The sequence below is a fragment of the Adlercreutzia sp. CNCM I-6207 genome, from assembly GCF_977072305.1.
On sequence record NZ_CDRVLZ010000001.1, the window covers coordinates 124,479 to 142,117 of the forward strand.

General features: G+C 66.0%; 15 protein-coding genes and 1 pseudogene. 7 read left to right on the forward strand and 9 right to left on the reverse strand.

All coding sequences use genetic code 11. From position 1 onward, the window contains the following. Nucleotides 1-22: 22 nt before the first annotated feature. The 4 genes and pseudogenes from ACW4QM_RS00485 to ACW4QM_RS00500 form a co-directional block, all read left to right on the forward strand. Nucleotides 23-319: pseudogene (locus ACW4QM_RS00485) on the forward strand (twin-arginine translocation signal domain-containing protein); the annotation flags it as partial. A gap of 249 nt (nt 320-568) precedes the next feature. After that, nucleotides 569-1,702 carry a molybdopterin-dependent oxidoreductase gene (locus tag ACW4QM_RS00490; RefSeq protein WP_455798121.1) on the forward strand — a complete coding sequence of 378 codons (1,134 nt, stop codon included), beginning with the start codon at nt 569-571 and terminating at the stop codon, nt 1,700-1,702. A gap of 14 nt (nt 1,703-1,716) precedes the next feature. Next, on the forward strand, nt 1,717-3,411 hold the full coding sequence (locus ACW4QM_RS00495) for a molybdopterin dinucleotide binding domain-containing protein (RefSeq protein WP_455798088.1): 1,695 nt from the start codon (nt 1,717-1,719) through the stop codon (nt 3,409-3,411). A gap of 8 nt (nt 3,412-3,419) precedes the next feature. Then, nucleotides 3,420-4,823 carry a 4Fe-4S dicluster domain-containing protein gene (locus ACW4QM_RS00500; protein ID WP_455798089.1) on the forward strand — a complete coding sequence of 468 codons (1,404 nt, stop codon included), beginning with the start codon at nt 3,420-3,422 and terminating at the stop codon, nt 4,821-4,823. Between the two features lie 326 nt (nt 4,824-5,149). Here the strand turns inward: ACW4QM_RS00500 and ACW4QM_RS00505 are convergent, their stop codons facing one another. The 3 genes from ACW4QM_RS00505 to ettA form a co-directional block, all read right to left on the reverse strand. Next, the gene (locus tag ACW4QM_RS00505; RefSeq protein WP_452040205.1) at nt 5,150-5,917 is read right to left on the reverse strand and encodes a zeta toxin family protein; all 768 of its coding nucleotides are present in this window, start codon (nt 5,915-5,917) and stop codon (nt 5,150-5,152) included. A 2-nt stretch (nt 5,918-5,919) separates the two neighbouring features. Continuing rightward, complete coding sequence (locus tag ACW4QM_RS00510) at nt 5,920-6,474, reverse strand: helix-turn-helix domain-containing protein (protein WP_452040206.1); 555 nt, start codon at nt 6,472-6,474, stop codon at nt 5,920-5,922. Between the two features lie 221 nt (nt 6,475-6,695). Next, nucleotides 6,696-8,375, reverse strand: coding sequence for an energy-dependent translational throttle protein EttA (gene ettA / locus ACW4QM_RS00515; RefSeq protein ID WP_114548687.1), 1,680 nt, complete (start codon nt 8,373-8,375; stop codon nt 6,696-6,698). Nucleotides 8,376-8,620: 245 nt separating this feature from the next. Here ettA and ACW4QM_RS00520 point away from each other — a divergent pair, with 245 nt between their 5' ends. Continuing rightward, nucleotides 8,621-9,088, forward strand: a complete 468-nt coding sequence (locus ACW4QM_RS00520) for a low molecular weight protein-tyrosine-phosphatase (protein ID WP_114548689.1) — start codon at nt 8,621-8,623, stop codon at nt 9,086-9,088. Nucleotides 9,089-9,117: 29 nt separating this feature from the next. On the opposite strand, the gene ACW4QM_RS00525 is transcribed toward ACW4QM_RS00520, so the two are convergent. From ACW4QM_RS00525 to thrH, 4 genes are all read right to left on the reverse strand, one after another. Continuing rightward, a complete protein-coding gene (locus ACW4QM_RS00525; RefSeq protein ID WP_114548690.1) occupies nt 9,118-9,471 on the reverse strand; it encodes a nitrous oxide-stimulated promoter family protein in 354 nt (117 codons plus the stop codon). Nucleotides 9,472-9,707: 236 nt separating this feature from the next. Beyond that, nucleotides 9,708-10,742: a class I SAM-dependent methyltransferase gene (locus ACW4QM_RS00530; RefSeq protein ID WP_114548691.1), complete on the reverse strand. Its 1,035-nt coding sequence runs from the start codon at nt 10,740-10,742 to the stop codon at nt 9,708-9,710. Then, on the reverse strand, nt 10,739-12,589 hold the full coding sequence (locus ACW4QM_RS00535; protein WP_455798090.1) for an elongator complex protein 3: 1,851 nt from the start codon (nt 12,587-12,589) through the stop codon (nt 10,739-10,741). The genes ACW4QM_RS00530 and ACW4QM_RS00535 overlap by 4 nt, the downstream gene beginning before the upstream one ends. A gap of 188 nt (nt 12,590-12,777) precedes the next feature. Then, on the reverse strand, nt 12,778-13,377 hold the full coding sequence (thrH, locus tag ACW4QM_RS00540) for a bifunctional phosphoserine phosphatase/homoserine phosphotransferase ThrH (protein WP_114548692.1): 600 nt from the start codon (nt 13,375-13,377) through the stop codon (nt 12,778-12,780). Nucleotides 13,378-13,601: 224 nt separating this feature from the next. Here thrH and ACW4QM_RS00545 point away from each other — a divergent pair, with 224 nt between their 5' ends. After that, entirely contained in the window at nt 13,602-14,288 is a 687-nt protein-coding gene (locus tag ACW4QM_RS00545) for a beta/alpha barrel domain-containing protein (RefSeq protein WP_231699511.1), read from the forward strand. 121 nt (nt 14,289-14,409) lie between these two features. On the opposite strand, the gene ACW4QM_RS00550 is transcribed toward ACW4QM_RS00545, so the two are convergent. Both ACW4QM_RS00550 and ACW4QM_RS00555 read right to left on the reverse strand, forming a co-directional pair. Then, the gene (locus ACW4QM_RS00550; protein WP_181815527.1) at nt 14,410-15,318 is read right to left on the reverse strand and encodes a Ppx/GppA phosphatase family protein; all 909 of its coding nucleotides are present in this window, start codon (nt 15,316-15,318) and stop codon (nt 14,410-14,412) included. Nucleotides 15,319-15,445: 127 nt separating this feature from the next. After that, the gene (locus ACW4QM_RS00555) at nt 15,446-16,234 is read right to left on the reverse strand and encodes a sortase domain-containing protein (protein WP_114548694.1); all 789 of its coding nucleotides are present in this window, start codon (nt 16,232-16,234) and stop codon (nt 15,446-15,448) included. A 545-nt stretch (nt 16,235-16,779) separates the two neighbouring features. Here ACW4QM_RS00555 and ACW4QM_RS00560 point away from each other — a divergent pair. Then, entirely contained in the window at nt 16,780-17,634 is an 855-nt protein-coding gene (locus ACW4QM_RS00560) for a hypothetical protein (protein WP_147270647.1), read from the forward strand. The last annotated feature ends 5 nt before the right edge of the window (nt 17,635-17,639 follow it).

Here is a 17,639-nt window from a genome sequence, read left to right on the forward strand (position 1 = left end):
TGTGCGAAGGAGACGTTCGTCCATGAAATTGACGCGGAGAGGCTTTCTGGCCGGCGCCGGCGCGGTGGCGGTTGGAAGCGCGGCATGGGGTTTGGATCCGAATCGAGCCTGGGCCGACGAAGAGGCCGCCGAAGAGGCCGCCGGCACCGACGAGGCGCCGGCCGAAGAGCCTGCGGCCCCTGCGGGGCCGGTCGTCGTCTGCGAGGAGTGTCCGGGCGCCTGCACGCTGGTGCTCGATGTGGAGGACGGGCGGGTGGCGGCCGTGCACGGCGACGGCGCGAATCCGTTCTCTGAAGGGCGGCTCTGCCTGCGCGCTCAGGCGCTGACCGACTTGTGGAAGGCGCCCGAGGGGACGACCGAGGACGACGCGGATGACGATAGTGGCAATGGCGCGGGCGGCAACGACGCCGCGAGCGAAGGCGCGACGACGACCAGTCCCGGGCGCTTGACCTCGCCCCGGGTGCGGCGCGCCGGGTCGGATGCGTGGGAGGACATCTCCTGGGATCGCGCGCTGGACGAGATCGCCAACCTGGTGAAGGATACTCGCGACGCCACCTTCGAAGAGAGCATCGAAGGCACGGAGGCCGACGATGAGACGCAGGGCGAGACGGGCTTCGACGAATGGGACTGGAGCGATCGCGGCGGCTACGGCGACGATGGCTACGGCGATAACGACTACAGCGCCCGGAAGCGTCCCCGCGGCGTGCCGGTCATGCGCACTCGGGCCATCGGCAGCTTCGGCGGCGCGCGCCTTGTGGCTGAGGAGCAGTTCCTGCTCGCCAAGGCGCTGCGATCCTGGGGCGTGGTGAACATCGATTCCGAGGCGGCCTTCGGGCGGCGCGCCTTCGCCGCGGGCGTGGCGGCCACCCTCGGCATCGCCGAGCCCGACGGGCTGTGGAGCGACATCGCGAACACGGACTGTCTGCTCACCTTGGGTGCCGACGTTGCCACAAGCCAGCCGCTGTCCCTGCGCTGGATCGAGCGCGCCCGGGACGCGGGGGCGCTGTGGATCGTCGTGGACCCGCTGCGCTCGGCATCGGCCGAGATGGCCGACATCCACGTGCCCATCCGGCCCGGCACCGACATCGCGTTTCTCGGGGGGCTGGCCAAGTACGCTATGGACAATTCCCTGTGGCAGCCCGAGTACGTGCTGAACTTCACCAACGCCTCCTACCTCATGGACCCCGCCTTCTCCTTCGATGCGTCCTCCGGCGCCTTCTTCGGCTGGGATCCCATGACCGGCACCTACGACAAAACCAGCTGGGGCTACCAGACCGACGGCTTCGACACGTGGAACATGCGCTTCGACGGCGAGTTCTCCTGGGTGCGCGGCGAGGGCGTCCCTGCCTGGGCCGTGCCGTCCCAGCCGCGCTGCGAGCGCAATATCACGCTGCAGGACCCGGCTTGCGCCTGGGTGCGCCTGCAGGAGTTTCTCGCCCGTTACGACTTGGACACGGTGGCCACCGTGTGCGGCGTGGAGCGGTCGCTGCTCGAGCGCGCCTATGGGGCCTTCGCGGCCACGGGCGCGGTGGAGGGGGCGGGCAAGGTGCTGGCCGGGCCCGGTCTCGTGCAGCACGGCACGGGGGCCCAGGCGGCGCGCGCGGCCGCCGTGGTGCAGCTGCTGCTCGGCAACATCGGTGTGCCCGGGGGCGGCATCTCCTACCTGGGGGCGCCGCGAACGAGGGGCTGGCCGACGCCATAGGGCTTTCGCCGGACATGTTCGGCGGCGATCTTCCCTGGCCCACTGAAAGCGAGACGACGCTTCAGGCGTGGCTCGAGGCCCATACCGAGCCGGCCGGCGCGGGCTCGCTGCGACCTCGCGCTCTGGTGTCGGCCCTGCGCGAGTGGTGGGGCGAGGAGGCGGCCTTCGACAACGACTACGGCTACGATTGGCTGCCCAAGGCACCGGCTGGCGGTGTGTCGTTCAGCGAGGCGCTGTGCACAGGCTTGCTGCAGGGGTGTTTCCTGTGGGGCGCCGATCTGGTGGGGAGCGCGTCTTCGGGCGTTACGGCCGACGACGTGGGGCGTCTAGCGTGGCTCGTTGTGACCGATGGCTCGCCGAACCTCACGGCTACGTTCTGGGAACGGGTGGAGGATCCTTCCCAGCAGCAGACGACGGTGTTCCAGCTGCCAAGCGTCCTCGGCTTCGAGAAGGCCGGCATCCGGGCGAGCGGCGGCCGCCTTCTGCAGCATGCTGCGGCGGCGGTTGAGCCGACGGGCGAGAGCCGCACGGACGCTGCCATCATTGGCGATATGTGGGAGCGCGTGTTCAACCTGTACGACACCAAGGGCGGTACGGCGACGGATCCGATCCTTAAGGCCCGCTGGGACTACGTGACGTCCGACAGCATCGATCTGGTGAAGGTGGTCTGGGCGATGAACGGCTATGTCGTCGAGGACAGCGACTGGGGCGGCGGCGAGCTGGTGCTTTTGGAAGGCGCCGACGGGCTGCGCGCCGACGGCTCGACGGCTTGCGGCGCGGCTTTCCTGGCGGGGCTGTGGTCGAACGGCGCCAGTGCGGCCGATGCGGCCGAGCAACCCGTGGGACGTCGCGACGGCGCCGACGAGAGCGGTCTGGGGCTCTTCCTCGGCTGGGGCTTCACGTGGCCCGGCAACGTGCGGGTGCGCGGCAACCGGGCGAGCGCGAATTTGGCGGGCCAGCCGTGGGTGCGCGAGCGCAATCTCCTTACTTGGGAGGGGGAGAGCTGGGCCTGCATCGACGCGCCCGACTTCCCGATTCTGCGCGACGGACGATGGCTCGAGCCGGACAACCAGGCCTTCCCCGGTACCTGGGAACAGGTGGGCCTTTTGGTGTCCGATCGACTGGGCGACGGGCCTGTGCCCGAGCACTACGAACCGTTGGAGTCCCCGTTGAACAATCGCCTGAACGGGGCTTACGCCTCTCCGGTGCTGCTGGCGGCCGCCGCGAAGATGCCCGGTGCCGCAGGCGATGACGGGGCGGTGGATGCCGCCGTGGCCGATGCGCTGGCGCCGGACTACTCCTCTATGCAGGCGGATCGCGCGGCCTATCCCATTGCGGCGGTCATCAACGGCGCGGACGGCCGCGACGGCGCCCGGCGCGCCCTGAGCGAGACGCTGGCTGCCGCGGAGCCCGGCTGCTTCGTGGAGATGTCGGCGAGCTTGGCTCGCATTCGCGGCCTGGCCACGGGGGAGTGGGTCCGCGTGTTCAACGAGCGCGGATCCGTGGAGGCGCCGGTGCTCGTCACCGACCGCATCCGCCCCTTCCAATGCGAGGACAACGAGGGCCACTATGTGTGCTTGAACGGCATGACCCTCGGCGACGAGGGCGCTGCGGCAGCCGTGTGGGGCGTTTTGGCCCCTGCGGCGGAAAGCCCCGTGGGGGCGGCCCGCGACGTCAAGGGTTTCCTGGTCGATATCGAGAAGGCGTAGGGGGCATCATGGCTGACAAGGCAATTCTTTTCGATAGCAGTCGGTGCTCTGCTTGCCAGGCGTGCGTCGCTGCCTGCAAAGGCCGCTTCGGCTTGGCGCCCTCCGCGTCCGATTCGTCTTCAGAGAACGAGACGGCGCGCGCGTTCGGGCGAGCGGCTGTGCTGGACGAGGAGGCGCCCCTGGCCGTGGCGCGCTTCGAGCGCACGCTGGCCGATGGAGGCGTGGTTTGGGAAGCGGCCCGCGCTGGCTGCGTGCACTGCGCCCAGGCGCCTTGCGCGGAGGTGTGCCCCACGGGGGCTGTGGCGTTCAACGGGGAAACGGGCTTCGTCGCGTTGGACGCGGCGCGTTGCGTGAGCTGCCACTTGTGTTCCATGGTGTGTTCGGCCGCGGCCCCGCGTCATCGGGGCGAGCGCGGTGAGGTGCTTTTGTGCGACGGGTGCGCGGCCGAGGTGTCCGAGGGGGGCGTGCCCGCTTGCGTGGCCGCCTGCCCGCTGGATGCTCTGGCCTTCGACGAGCGCGATGCCATTGTGTCCCGGGCCAATGAGCGCGCGGCGGCGCTGCGCGAGCGCGGCTGGGCCGCAGCCTCGGTGCTCGGCGTGAGCGAGCAGGGCGGACACCACGTGGTGCAGGTGATGAAGTACGGCGTGGGCGGCTCCATGCACGAGGCGCTGGCGTCTACCGGCGAGGTGGAATGGCTCGATGCCGTAAAGATGGCCGGTCCTGTGTCCGTGGGCGTCCTCGGCCTTGCCGCTGTGGGCGCCGTGGCGGGGTTGGCGGTCGAGTCCTCGCGCCAGCGCGCTGCCGAGGCCGAGGCGGCCGCCGCTTCAGCGGGCACCTTCAATCCGCTGCTCGACGAGGAGAATATCGAAGGCGGGGAGGGTACCGATGGCGATGCGCGCGAGGTCGTGGAAGAGACCGCTCTTCAGGCCGCTCTGCGCCGCCGCAACGCCCTGCGTTCCAAGAAGGGCGCCACACCGGCCGCCGCCGCAGCTGCTGCAGTGGCCGCCGTGCCGGTGGAGGAGTACCACTGGTACAACGCCGATGCTGTGGGCGACGATGAGGCGGAAGGCTTCGAGCCGCGCCTGGTGAGCTGCGGTCGTGCGCGCTTCGGCATGAAGGACTACGGCGTTGCGGACGGCTGGGGCGAGAACTTTGCCGGCGATGCGGACGACACCGGCGAGATTCCCGTGGTGGACGAGCTGAGCGACACCGGCGAGCTCTACGACGTGGAGGAGTTCAACCGCCTTCTGGCCGAAGACGCCGCCCTCGCCGCAGAAGCCGGGGAGGCCGAAGAGTCCGGCGACGCCGAAGAGCCTGGCGATCCCGAGCCGGCCGATGGGCTCGAGGCGATAGACGATTCCAAGCCAGTTGACGACACTGGGGAAGAAGAGTCGGCTACAGAGCGTTCATGACGAATCGTGCATCTTTAGACTGAAAAGATATACGCTCTATGATACAATGCGAAACTACGAGGGACGGAACCGAACCGTCCCCCGCAGGGTGTCAAGCCCGCTTGGCCTGGTCAGGATCGGCGGGCTTTTTTGCGCCCTTATGGACGCGAAAACCCACCTGATCGTTTCCCAGACGACTGCGGACGCGACACCCGCAAGCACTGAGGTGAAAAACTCCCTCCTCGGTTTCACCTCCTTCCCATGGCTCGGAGGTGTGTGCTTGTACGGGATTGACCCGCGCCCTGGCTCTCGCATCGAGGGACAGGGCGCGACTATCCCGTGGTATCCTACTTCCTGCGCAGCTGTTCTAGCTTGGCCTTGAGTTCGTTGTAGTGGCGCCGCTCCTCAGAGGTCCAGGGGCCGAAGAGGATGGTGCGCAAAGCTTCCTCGGCGCTATCGCCGGCTCCTTCGCGCGGGAATAGGCGCGTTTGGCTTCGGTCGTAGAGGGCGATCTCGTCGAACATTCCGCTTGCTTCCAGGACGCCGAGGTTGGAGACGATCTGATCGATGATCTTGTTGTGGTGCGCCGGGTCGGTGGCCCGGGGCATCGTGCCGGCTACGCGCATCTCCTCGTAGCGTATCTGGCAGCTGACGAGCGAGATCTCCGGCTTTACGGCCATAAGCGCGAGGGACACCCCGTAACCGCGCTGGCGCAGCAGCTCCGCTGTCTTCAGGGGCACTTCCGCCGTGCGCAATGTGCTCTCGATGACGAGGTTGTACCCGATGCGCGAAAGCGAGTCGATAAGCGCCTCGGTCATGCGTCCTGCCCATGGCGCAGTGTAATTAACGGCTTCGTCTCCGTAAATGCGTTGGAGTTCCAAGAAACGGGGGTGGAACTTTCGATAGTCGTCCCCGTTGATGCTGATGCCATCGCCGTCCAGTCGGCGATGGATGATCTTGTGGAGCGTGGTTTTCCCTGCCCCGCTCTGGCCCCCGAGCAAAAAAGCCTGAGGTGGCGATTCAAGGGTAGGGCGATAGGCGTTCAGGAGATTCCAGCGCAGCTCTTCGAACTTTTCGCTGAACTCCCTCTTCGTGTACTTCTCTTCGTCACTCATAGTTAGGCCGCCTTTGCGAGCTGGGTCGAGAGGAATTGCTGAAAGCCTTTCAGCTGCCCCCGTATCTCGTCGATAGTATGCTGATTGGCCGCCGACTCCGAGAGAATTTCGGGTACGAGCCGAGCGATCTGTTGCTCGATGTCGTCATAGATTATCGTCAGCTCGTCGTTGCCTTTGAGCTTCGCGTCGGCGCGCGCTCGGGAGATTTGCGCCATGATATCCCAGGCGGATTCGTTCAACACCTCCTGCTGCAACGTTATCTCGTAGATTTCCGTCATGGTCATGATGTCTCCTTCCTCGTCAAAGGTCACTTCCGCGTAGACGATCTTCTCGACCGATGCGCGCTGCTTGGGAGTGAGCACGTCGCCGTCGCGCTCGAGGCAGCCGACCATGAACTCGGGAATCATGGCGGCGCGAATGAGGTTGGCGTTGGCCTTGGTGGGGGCGATGCCCTTCTCGTAGCGGGTGATGCTGGCTTCGCCGATGCCGAGCAGCCGCGCAAAGGCCTGTTGGGAGAGCCCGTAGTGCTTCCGGATCTCCTTAATTTGCTGGGACATGTCGTGTTCTCTCATGATTATCCAATCTATAGATTGCCTAATAGGGGTATTATATCAGTTAGATTAGGACATATTCGACATGGATTCGAGAAAATGATAGAGAAAAACTCAGCAACATATCAATCAAAAGATAGAAAGAGGGCGATCCCTGTGAGACCGCACTCTTCGATGGGGGAATATGATAAGTGCGCCCTCGTCGGCCCCAGGGCCACTGTCGGCGCCTAGTCGCGGGTTAGTTTGCGGTGGAGGCGGTGGGGCTTGGCGGCTTCCTTGCCGAGGCGTGCCTCGCGGTCGGCCTGGTAGGCCTCGAAGTTGCCCTCGAAGAAGTGCCAGCGGCCCGGGTTCTCGTCGTCGCCTTCCCAGGCCAGAATATGGGTGGCGATGCGGTCGAGGAACATGCGGTCGTGGCTGACCACGACCGAGCAGCCGGGGAAGTCGAGCAGCGCCGCCTCCAGGCTGGAGAGGGTCTCCACGTCCAGGTCGTTGGTGGGCTCGTCCAGAAGGAGCAGGTTGCCGCCCTCCTTCAGGGTGAGCGCCAGGTTCAGCCGGTTGCGCTCGCCGCCGGAGAGCACGCCTGCGGGCTTCTGCTGGTCGGCTCCCTTGAAACCGAAGGCGGCCACGTAGGCGCGGGAGGGCACTTCCGTCTCGCCGACCATCATATAGTCGGTGCCGCCGGAGACGACTTCCCACAGCTTCTTGTCCGGATCGATGCCCGCGCGGTTCTGGTCGACGTAGGCGATCTTCACCGTCTCGCCGATTTCCAGCTCGCCGCCGTCGAGCGGCTCTAGGCCCACGATGGTCTTGAAGAGGGTGGTCTTGCCGACGCCGTTGGGGCCGATCACGCCCACGATGCCATTGCGGGGCAGCTCGAAGGACAAGTCGTCGATGAGCACGCGGCCGTCGAACTCCTTGTGCAGGTTCTTCGCAACGAGCACCTTCGAGCCCAAACGAGGGCCGGCGGGAATCTGGATCTCCGCGAAGTCGAGCTTCTTCGCCTTGCCGGCCTCGGCCACCATGGCGTCGTAGTTGGCCAGACGCGCCTTCGACTTCGCCTGACGGGCCTTCGGCGAGCTGCGCACCCATTCAAGCTCGCGCTCCATGCGGCGGGCGAGCTTGGCCTGGGCCTGTCCCTGGGCGGCCATGCGGGCGGCCTTGGTCTCCAAGTAGGTGGAGTAGTTGCCCTTGTAGGGGAAGAGCTGCCCGCGGTCCACCTCGCAGATCCACTCGGCGGCGTGGTCGAGGAAGTAGCGGTCGTGGGTGACGGCGAGCACGGCGCCGGGGTAGGTCTTCAGGTGCTGCTCGAGCCAGAGCACCGATTCGGCATCCAGGTGGTTGGTGGGCTCGTCGAGCAGCAGCAGGTCGGGCTGTTCCAGAAGCAAACGGCACAGCGCCACGCGACGGCGCTCGCCGCCGGAAAGGATGCTCACGGGCGCGTCCGGGTCGGGGCACTGCAGCGCGTCCATGGCCTGGGAGAGCTGGGAGTCGAGGTCCCACCCGTTGGCGGCGTCGATCTCGTCCTGCAGTTTGCCCATCTCGTCCATGAGCGCGTCGAAGTCGGCGTCGGGCGCGGCCATCTCCTCGCCGATCTGGTTGAAGCGCTCCACTTTGGCCAGCACATCGGCGAAGGCCATCTGAATGTTCTCGAGGACGGTCTTGTCCTCTTCAAGCGGCGGCTCTTGCAGAAGAATGCCCACGGTGTAGCCGGGCGTCAGGCGCGCCTCGCCGTTGGAAACCTCCTCGAGGCCGGCCATGACCTTCAGCAGGGTTGACTTTCCCATGCCGTTGGGCCCCACGACGCCGATCTTCGCGCCGGGGTAGAACGACAGCGTAACGTCGTCCAGAATAACCTTGTCGCCCACCGCCTTGCGGGCCTTGTACATTTGGTAGATGAACTCTGCCATGATGCTCCTGTTCCCTCTGCTCGGTTCCTCGGTTCGCAGCGCGAGGCGCGTACGGGAAGGCCGTTGCTCCGAGCGAGCCGTCCAATGCTTGGGCGGTATTTTCCCAGAAGTAACCGACGGGTGCTATGGCGCCTTCGCGATACTGGAAGAAAACCGCGACTTGTGGCTTAGGGCGATGGGGGTTGCTGTGAGATAATATGCACCGTATCTTTTAAACAATCGGTCTCCTTGCAAAGGCTTTCCCCATGACCCAGTCTCCCATTCGTGTCCTTTTCGTCTGCCACGGCAACATCTGCCGATCGACTATGGCCGAGTTCGTGTTGAAGGACATGGTGGCGCGGCGGGGGCTTACCGAGCAGTTCCACATCGAGTCGGCGGCGACGAGCACCGAGGAGATCGGCAACCCGGTGCATCCGGGCACGGCGGTGGTGCTGCGCGAGCATGGTATCGGCGGCTTCGAAGGCAAGCGCGCCCGCCAGCTGCGCCGCGCCGATTACGACGCCTTCGACTTCATCATTGGCATGGACACGGCCAATATTCGCAACATGAACTGGATCCTCGGCGGCGACCCGGACGGCAAGGTGCTCAAACTCTTGGAATTCGCCGGCACCAGCCGCAGCGTCGACGACCCCTGGTACACGGGTGATTTCGAGACTACCTACGCCGACGTGCGCGACGGCTGCGAGGGGCTGCTGGCGTATTTGGGGATGTAGTCTCGCCGAGGGACGAGAGGGCGTCGGCCTTATTTCTTTAGCAGATGCCGGATGGCAGCGATTGGGTGGCGCGTGATCATGCGCGGACCGGCGTAACGCATGATGGCGCGGATCTGCTCGCGCTGGGCGGGGGCGTAGCAGTGGTTGCCGCATTCCTCGCAGCTTGTTTTGTGGGCCATGGACCGACAGCGCTCGGTGCGCAGGACGCAGTAGTCGTCGATGGCCTTGCACGCGGGGCAGAGCGCCTCGCCGGCATGGCTGGTCTCGGTGCGTGCGGTCGCCTCGTGGTTGCCGGCGCAATAAATCGCCACCATGTTCGAGATGGTGCGCTTCTCGCGCTCGCGGCGGCGAGCGACTTTGGGGGTGTCAGGTATTCTTGCCATGGTGCGCACTTTAGCAGATTTCCCGCTGATGTGCCGTTCTTGTTAGCTCCTTCAAACTTTCGCCAAAAGAGCGAGCAGCCGCAAAATGACGATGTTGACGTCACAAGCGTCATTTTGCGGCTGCATTTCTCTCAAACGGGGCTGTTTTGGTCTCCGGTCAGTCACGAATTGACGCTTGTTACGGGAAGACCGTGAATTCGCGGCTGGAAAACGGTGGGGACGAGGGTGCGTCTGGGCTAGAGGCGCTGCAAAATGAGGTAGCGGTTGAGGTTGCCCTGCTTGCCGTCGGCGGAGAAGCGGGCGACCTCACGCAAGGGGAGGGAGGCGGTGGACGCGCAGCTGCTGGCAGAAGGTGCGCTGGGGTTGCGGATGGGGGCGAGGAGGGCATCGATTTCCTTCTCGGGCGTATGGTGGCAGAAGCGGTAGACGCCCTCTGCGTGCTGCCAACCGAGGAGAAAGTCGTTTTCTTGGAAGGTGGGCAAGCCGTGGGCGACGCGGCCCTCGGCAGTGGCCGCGGCGGCCTTGGCGGCCAAGCGCGCATCGTTCAGGAACTGCCAGAACGACACGATGGCGAAGCCGCCGGGCCTCAGGGAACTAAGGAGCCCTTCGAGAACCCGGGCCCGCAGGGCGCCTGTCGGCAGGTGGTGCATGAGTCCGAAGGCGACAGCGAGGTCGCAGGAGTTGCGCGGGAGACGATCGGCGAAGGTGCCGTCGAGGAGGGATTCCACGATGTCGAGGGCGCGGAGATCTACGGTGGTCTTTTCGGGGAGGTTCGTGCCCTGTCCTGAAGCATCCCCTCCTTTCGTTTTGGAAGCAGCAGAGGAGCTGCTAGGGCTGTGCGGAAAGGCGGCAGATAGGGCGCCGATTGCGGGAGATGCCAGATCGGGGCAGTTGTCGAGGGCGGTGATGCGCAGGGGGGCGTTCGTGTGTTCGGCGAGGAAGCGCTCGAAGCGGAGGTTGCCGCAGCCAAGGTCGAGGATGGTGAGGGGCGCCCCGGAATCGCCGGCACTGTCATCGGGGACGCGGGCGGCGTGGCTGGGGAAGGGGCCTTGCACGGCATCGTGGGCCGTGATGAGCTCCCAAGCCTTCTCCCAGCCATGCCAAGGGGCTTGTCTCGTGGCCGAGAACGAGGCGGCCTCGCGGGCGTAGAAGTCGCTCGTGAGGGCGTTCAGCTTGCGGATGACCTGGGGGGAGTAGGCGCCGGGTTGCGAGGCGCTCTGCGTGGTCGTTGCTCCAGATGCGGAAACGCGTTGCTCGTCGGCGATGCTCATGGCAGCGGCCGCTTCTGATAGAGCCCGGCGTCCTTAAAGCCGAGGTTGCGGTAGTAGACGCGGGCGCCCACGGCGCTGATGACGTTAATCGCGGTGTACCCGGCCGCCGCTGCTTGGGCGCAGGCCTCTTCCACGAGCGCCCGCCCGAGGCCCAGATGCTGGGTGCCCTCGCCGGTGCGGTGCAGGGCGGCCACCTTCCCGTACACATGCACTTCGCGGATCATGGCCTCCTGCGGTGCGGAGGGGGAAGCAGGCGAGGAACCCCTCGCCTCGCTTTGCTCGCTCTTGATGGGAGGGGTAGCAGGCTCGTTGGCGGTGTCGCGGGGAAGTGGCGTCGGCAGCGACAGGCGGCAGAAGCCGGCGATCTTGTTCTCGGGGGTGATCCACTCAAGGAAGTGTTCTTCGGTGGCGGCGGTCTGGTAGGCGATGGTCTGAAGGGAAAGGTCGCCCACGGTGGCGCCTTCCACGGAGATTTCGCGGGAGCGAATCTCGGCAACCTCCTCGTCTGTGGCATCAACGGCGGCTTCTACCACTTGGCGCAGGTTGGTCTTCTTGTTGCCGGCGAGGATGTCGGTGGCGGAGATGTCGCGGATCATGCGGGAGATGCGTGTCCAGGGCGGGGTGGCCAGCACGTCCTGGACGAGGACTTCCACGAGCTCTTCCTCGGTGTAGGGGCGCCAGCAGCCGTCTTCGAAATAGTCGGTGAGCCGGGCGCTTTCCACAAGGCAGCAGGGGTACAGCTTCACCTCGTCGGGCAGAAACGCCGGGTCGGTGACGAGGCGGCGATAGTCGGCGGCATCGGCAGCGGGGTCGGCGCCGAGCAGGTTCACCATGAAGTGCACGTGGCTTTTGAAGCCGAACTGCCGCAGCAGGGCCATGGCGTCGGCGATACGCGCGGACGTGATGGCGCGGCCGTTGGCGGCGAGCGTCTCGTCGTTCAGGCTTTGGATGCCGATCTGCACCTTGGTGCAGCCCAGCGCGCGCAGAGTGCGGCAGGCCTCGGCGGTGACGAGGTCGGGGCGCGTTTCCACCACCAGCCCGACGACGCGCTTCGGTGCCGTTTCGTTGGCGCGATGCAGGGCGAAAAGATCGTCCCAGGAACAGCTTTGCGGCACCTCTTCCTCGCTGTAGGCCTCCCGCCACGCCTCGTTGTAGGTGAGCTCTCCGGCGTCGATGCGCTGTTGAAGCGGGGCTGCCGCGGCGGCCAGGGCATCGCGGTCGCGGGGGAGGCCGCGTCTCTCGTACCATGTCCGGCGCTCAGTCGCCTCGCGGACGCGCTCCTCGTCGGAAAGGTTCAAGGCGCGGAAAAGCTCGCCTGTGAACCAGCGCTGGTAGCTTTCGGGGTAGTCGCTCCAGGTGCCGCCCAGCACGATAAGCTCCACTTTGTCGGTGACGTGCCCCATGGCGGTCAGCGTCCGCAGGCGCGCGGCCACTTGGAGGAAGGGGTCGAACCAGCATCGTTCGGCCCGCTGGCAGGCCGGCTCGTCGGAAAGATAGCTCTTCGGCATACGGATGTCGTTCGGGCAGAACACGCAGGCGCCCGAGCACGGCCAGGGCTTCGTGAGCACGGTGATGGTGGCCACGCCTGAGGCGGTGCGCCGGGGCTTGGCCTGCAGAAGGCGCACGAGGGCCGCGTCGGTCGCCTCGCTCACCTTCCACGCCGCCCACCGCTCGGGCTCCTCGGCCTTCACGCGCAGGTAGAAGGGGAGGAGCCGCCGCTTGGCTACCTGGCGCGTGCCGTCGTGAGCGGCGCGGTTGTACCGTCGCACGAGCTTGTCGAGCCACGCGGCGTCAACATCCTCGCCTGCTTCCAGAGCAGCGATTATTTCTAAGAGTGCTTCTTCCATAAGAATGCAAAAGATACCAGGTTCGCCCAAGGAAGCCAGCGAGGTTCCGACAGGTGCCTGCAATTCGCTTGAAGCGCGGCCGGGCGGCCTTTGGGCCGTGAGGGAAAGCGCTGAACGCAAAGGGCAGGCGCTTGTCGGAACCGCAGCGTCGACGGATCCGTTCGTCTCGTTAGGGCGAACGGAACTAACTATAGGGCGGCCTTGATGGCGGCCAGCAGCTCGTCGTAGGTTTCCAGGGCCGGCAGCTCCGGGTACTCGGCCTTGATGGCATCGGTGGTGCGGAACAGAAAGCCGGCCTTCGAATCCAGGATCATGCCCAGGTCGTTATGAGAGTCGCCGGCGGCGATGGTTTCGATGCCGCAGGAGTGCAGCGCGCGCACCGTGGTGAGCTTACTTTCGGGGCAGCGCATCGTGAAGTCGGTGATGGCGCCATCTGCGGCTACCACCAGCTCGTTGCAGAACAGCGTCGGCCAGCCGAGCTTCTCCATGAGGGGCTTGGCGAACTGTTCGAAAGTGTCGGAGATGATGATGACCTGGGTGAGGCTGCGCAGCTCGTCCAAAAACGCGCGGGCGCCGGGCATGGGGTCGATCTTGGCGATGACCGCCTGCACGTCGGGCAGGCCCAGCCCATGCTCGGCCAGAATGTCGAGGCGCCACTTCATGAGTTTGTCGTAGTCGGGCTCGTCGCGGGTGGTGCGCTTAAGCTCGGGGATGCCGGCTTCCTCGGCGAAGGCGATCCAGATTTCGGGAACCAGCACGCCTTCCAAATCGAGGCATACGACGTTCATAGGGCACTCCTTCCGTGGGCGGCGCCGGGGCTTAAGGCCTGCGCGCCGCAGGGTTTCGTCGGCAGAAGCGTACCCCACTGAAGGCGCCTTGCCGCCTCGGAAGCGGAAAGATGGCGCAGGGGGCGACTTCAGCGGTAGCGCGGGCGCCCCTCTTGCTATACTGGGCGTTCCAAAAAGAAGGCGTCGGTGCGGCGCCGAAGGCGGCAAGGGCGAGGAGTACGGCTGTGACCAAGGTCATCAAGAGAGAACATGCGGAGCGGGCGCGGGCCCACGAGAGCGTGCTTTCCGTGCCCGAGGTCATGCGTACGGCCCCCGGCATCGCCATTCAGGGACGCAAGATCCGCTCGCTCGTGTTCTCGACGGATCTGGCCGTCATCTGCCACTGTGACGCCGATGCGGTGCTCGCGGTGTACCCCTTCACCTGCCAGCCGGCCATCACCCAGGCGCTCGTGGCCGCGTCCCAGCGCCCGGTGTTCAACGGGGTCGGCGGCTCCATCACCCAGGGCGAGCGCTGCGTGGAGGCGGCCCTGCACTCCGAGATGTCCGGCGTGGCCGCCGTCGTGGTGAACACGTCCATTCCCGTGGAGTCCATCTCGGCGCTCGTGGAGAAGGTGGCCGTGCCCGTGTGCGTGACGGCCTGCGCCGCCGATGACGTGGTGCGCCGCCAGATTGCGGCTGGCGCCTCCATCGTGAACGTGGCCGCCGGCTCGCGCACGCCCCAGGTGGTGGAGGCTTTGCGCCGGGAATATCCCGACCTGCCGATCATCGCCACGGGCGGCCCGACCGACGACGCCATCCGCGCCACCATTGCGGCCGGGGCCGACGCCGTCAGCTGGACGCCGCCGGCCATTGCCGATCTGGAGCGCGAAGTGATGGAGAAGGCCCGGCGCTTGGCCGCCGAGCTGTTGTAGAGCCCTGCAAGTGCGATCCGTAGGGGGCATCATTCCGGTTGGGAGGGCTGACCAAGGTCAGCCCCTACGGGATGTGAGGCAAGCGAGGTTGACCGGCTCCACAGGGTAAACCGGCGGGGCCCTAAAGCATGTGGGTGACGAGGTAGCCCTCGCGGATGCCGTATTTGCAGGGGATAACTTCGGCGGCGCCCAGCTCCTCTGCGAGTGTGCGCACGATGATCATGCCGGGAACGAGGCTGTGAACGCGGTCGGGGGCGGCTTTCACGGCGCGATGGGCGAAAACGGAGACGTCGCCCTGAAGGAGATCGGCGAGCCCTTCCATGTCCTTGCGGCTGATGCTCTTGGGCCGAGTGTCGTCGCCCCACACGGCGGCGACCATCTTCGCGAGGGCGCGCACCGATCCGCCGATGCCGTAGAGCCGCTCGCTTCGGTACCCCTCCAAATTCGGTAGCGCCTGGAGTTCTTTGCGGAACGCGTCGGCGATGGTGCGGCATTCGGCCGGGGTGGGAATGACGCAGCGCACGTAGTTCGCGTAGGCGAGCACGCAGCCGAAAGGTATCGAGATCCCCGCATGGTCGCCATCGGCCGCAAGGGCCGTCAGCTCCGTCGAGCCGCCGCCGACATCGATGAGCGTGCCTGCTGCAAGGGGTGTGCCGATGGAGGCGCCGACGAACCCGAGGTGGGCCTCCTCGCGGGCGGAGAGCACGCGCACCCTATGGTTGATGGCTGTCTCGATGGCCGCAGTCGCCGCTTCGGAATTCGCGCAGTTGCGCAGCACGGCGGTGGCGAAGATATCGACGCGCGCGCAGTTGAGGTTGTCGGCCAGCTTCAGCAGGTCGCCCAGCACGGTTACGGCTCGTGCGATGCCCGCGCTGGAGAGGGCCCCGTCGGTCACGTAGGCGGCAAGGCCGGCCATCTTCTTCTCGTCGACCAACGTGCGGAAGGGCTTGGCGGCATCTTCCCGCTTGGTCTCGTAAACGACCAGGCGAACCGAATTGGAGCCGAGGTCGATAACGCCGAGGCGTGCCATGAGGGTCCTTTCTCGAGGGTGCATTCCGCAGTGATTCCCTAGGGTAGCGCAACCTGCCGGCAAAGAGCCGCCCGATCGGTATGACCGGGCGGCTCGAAAGAGGGGGGGGCGGGTCGCGCGCTCGTCGCTAGGCGGCGATGACCACACGGTAATGGGCGTTGTCCCCGCAGCATGTCTGCAGAATGATCGACTCGCCGTAGTCGGTCACGCGGGACTGGATGTCCTCCCAGTAGGTGTCGTCGGGCACGATGAACTCGTCGACGACGGAGTAGGTGCGCGTGTTCCTATCGGAGTCGCACACGGTGACGGGATCCCCGTTCTTCAGGGTCATGACGCAGGTGAAGTCGCCGGGGTTGTGACCGATGAAGTAGCCCCAGCTGCCATCGGTGGTGCTATCGGAGCCCATCCACAGTCCCGCACCGGAGGCGGGAGCCGAGGCGCTTTCGTAGGAGGGGACGTAGGTGACGATGTCCCCGTTCACGTCGATGGAGTCCGCTACCATTTCATCGCCTTCGGGGGAGATGGTCTCGAGGGGCTCGGTCACGTCGACGGCCTCCACGTCGATGGAATCGTCGGAGCCTTCGGGTGTCTCGCCGGCAGCGCTCGCGGCGGTCTTGGCTGTGGCATCGTGGCTCGCGCTGTGCTTGGCGGACAGGGAGGCGCGGCTGGAAACCGCGTCCATGGCCAGCTCGTCGTGGATGTCGTCGAACTCGGAGGCCATGGCCACCGCCTCTTCCTGATCCTCGTAGACGATGATGGAGGCCACCTGCTTGACGATGGACGTGTCCTGGGCCGCCTCGGGCATGGGCAGGGTCGCCGGATCATGATCGGGCTCCATGGCGTAGGCGATGCCGCCGACCAGGGCGAGCGCGGCGGCGCCGGAAACAACGGCGGCTATGAGTTTCGATGCCTTCATGACGCTTCTTCCTTTCACGAGGCCTATCGACGGAGTCGCGGACGGGCTTCTTCTTTGCGAGGCGAACCCTCTCGTGCGGTAAGGGCCAAGAATGGAACTTGACAGTGCCTATCTTAGGGTGTCCAGGTCACAAATAGGCTCTGAACTGGGCATTGTTGGAATCGCGTATGCGTAAGAGAACTTGTTCGGAAGAAAGAAGCCGCCTTGAAATACGCCCGTTTCCATCCCGTCGCCATTGTTGACGGCATGCAAGCGGAAACGGCGCGGGTTGCGCAGAAGTTGTGGGGGCCGCTGCCGTTTGGCTCCCGTAGGGGGCGATGTTGGTCGCCCCTTGCTGCACGTGTTGAGGTTTTCGCCGCTGCCGATTGTTGAGGTCTGAGGGCTTTTCGCGAAGAGGGGAGGTCGCAAGGCGATATTTTGCCTATAATGAGCCCACCTGTATTTCGATGGACACAACCGCACGCAAGCTGCTTTGGCGGCCGGCGTGCTGCCACCAAACGAACACGCGAAACGCACGACGGAAACGAACACGAGGTTGATCATCCATGGGAATGAACCAAGACCCCCGAGGGGATGCCTACGGCCGCAGCCCCGAGCGACCCGATGCGCCGGCTCCGGCCGGACGGGGACCCCAGGGCTCGCGGGGCAAGATCACCACGCGCCCCTCGCGAGAGAGCATTTTGCAGTCCTACGCGACCCAAGACGAGATGCGCGCCCGTGACGCGCGCCTGCGCTCCCAGCAGGCGTCCCGCGCCTATACGGCCAGCGCCGCCCAGCGCGATGCCGATCGCGCGGCCCGGCGCGAGGCCCTTGCGGCCCAGCAGCGCGAGCAGGAGGCTCGTCGCGCCGCCCAGCAGCGTCCCGCACCCGCAACCCCGGCCCAGCGCGCCGGCCAGCGCCGAACGCGCGTGGTGCCGCCTTTGTCCTCCCAGGAAAGCTACGACCTCACCCGCTCCTCCATGGAAAGCTACGAGCGCGCCCGCGCCTCTCGCGATGCCCTGTCGGAAGCTCGGCGGGGCCGCGCGCTCAACCGCGAGGTCATCGACGGCCGGGGCAGTATCGACTCGCGCACCTTCAACGAGAGCCACCAGATTTCCGCCTACTCCCGCGACGACCGCGACCGCCACGACCCGATGATCGATGTCATGGACAACCGCACCTGGCATTCCCGGGCTGGGCAGGGCTTCGTCGCGCCCGCCGAGGGGGCTCCCGGCGCTCCGGCGCCCGCGCGTCGTCCGCGCGGCTCGAGCGCCTCCGACGTCGGATTCGCCGGCGTCATGAGCGGCCGGGCCAACTACGGCGGCACCCAGGGCGGCTCCGGGGTGCCGATGTTCGTCAAGATCGCCGTTCCCCTGATCGTCGTTCTTCTTGTTGTGATCGTTTGCCTCTTAGTGTTCTAAGGGTT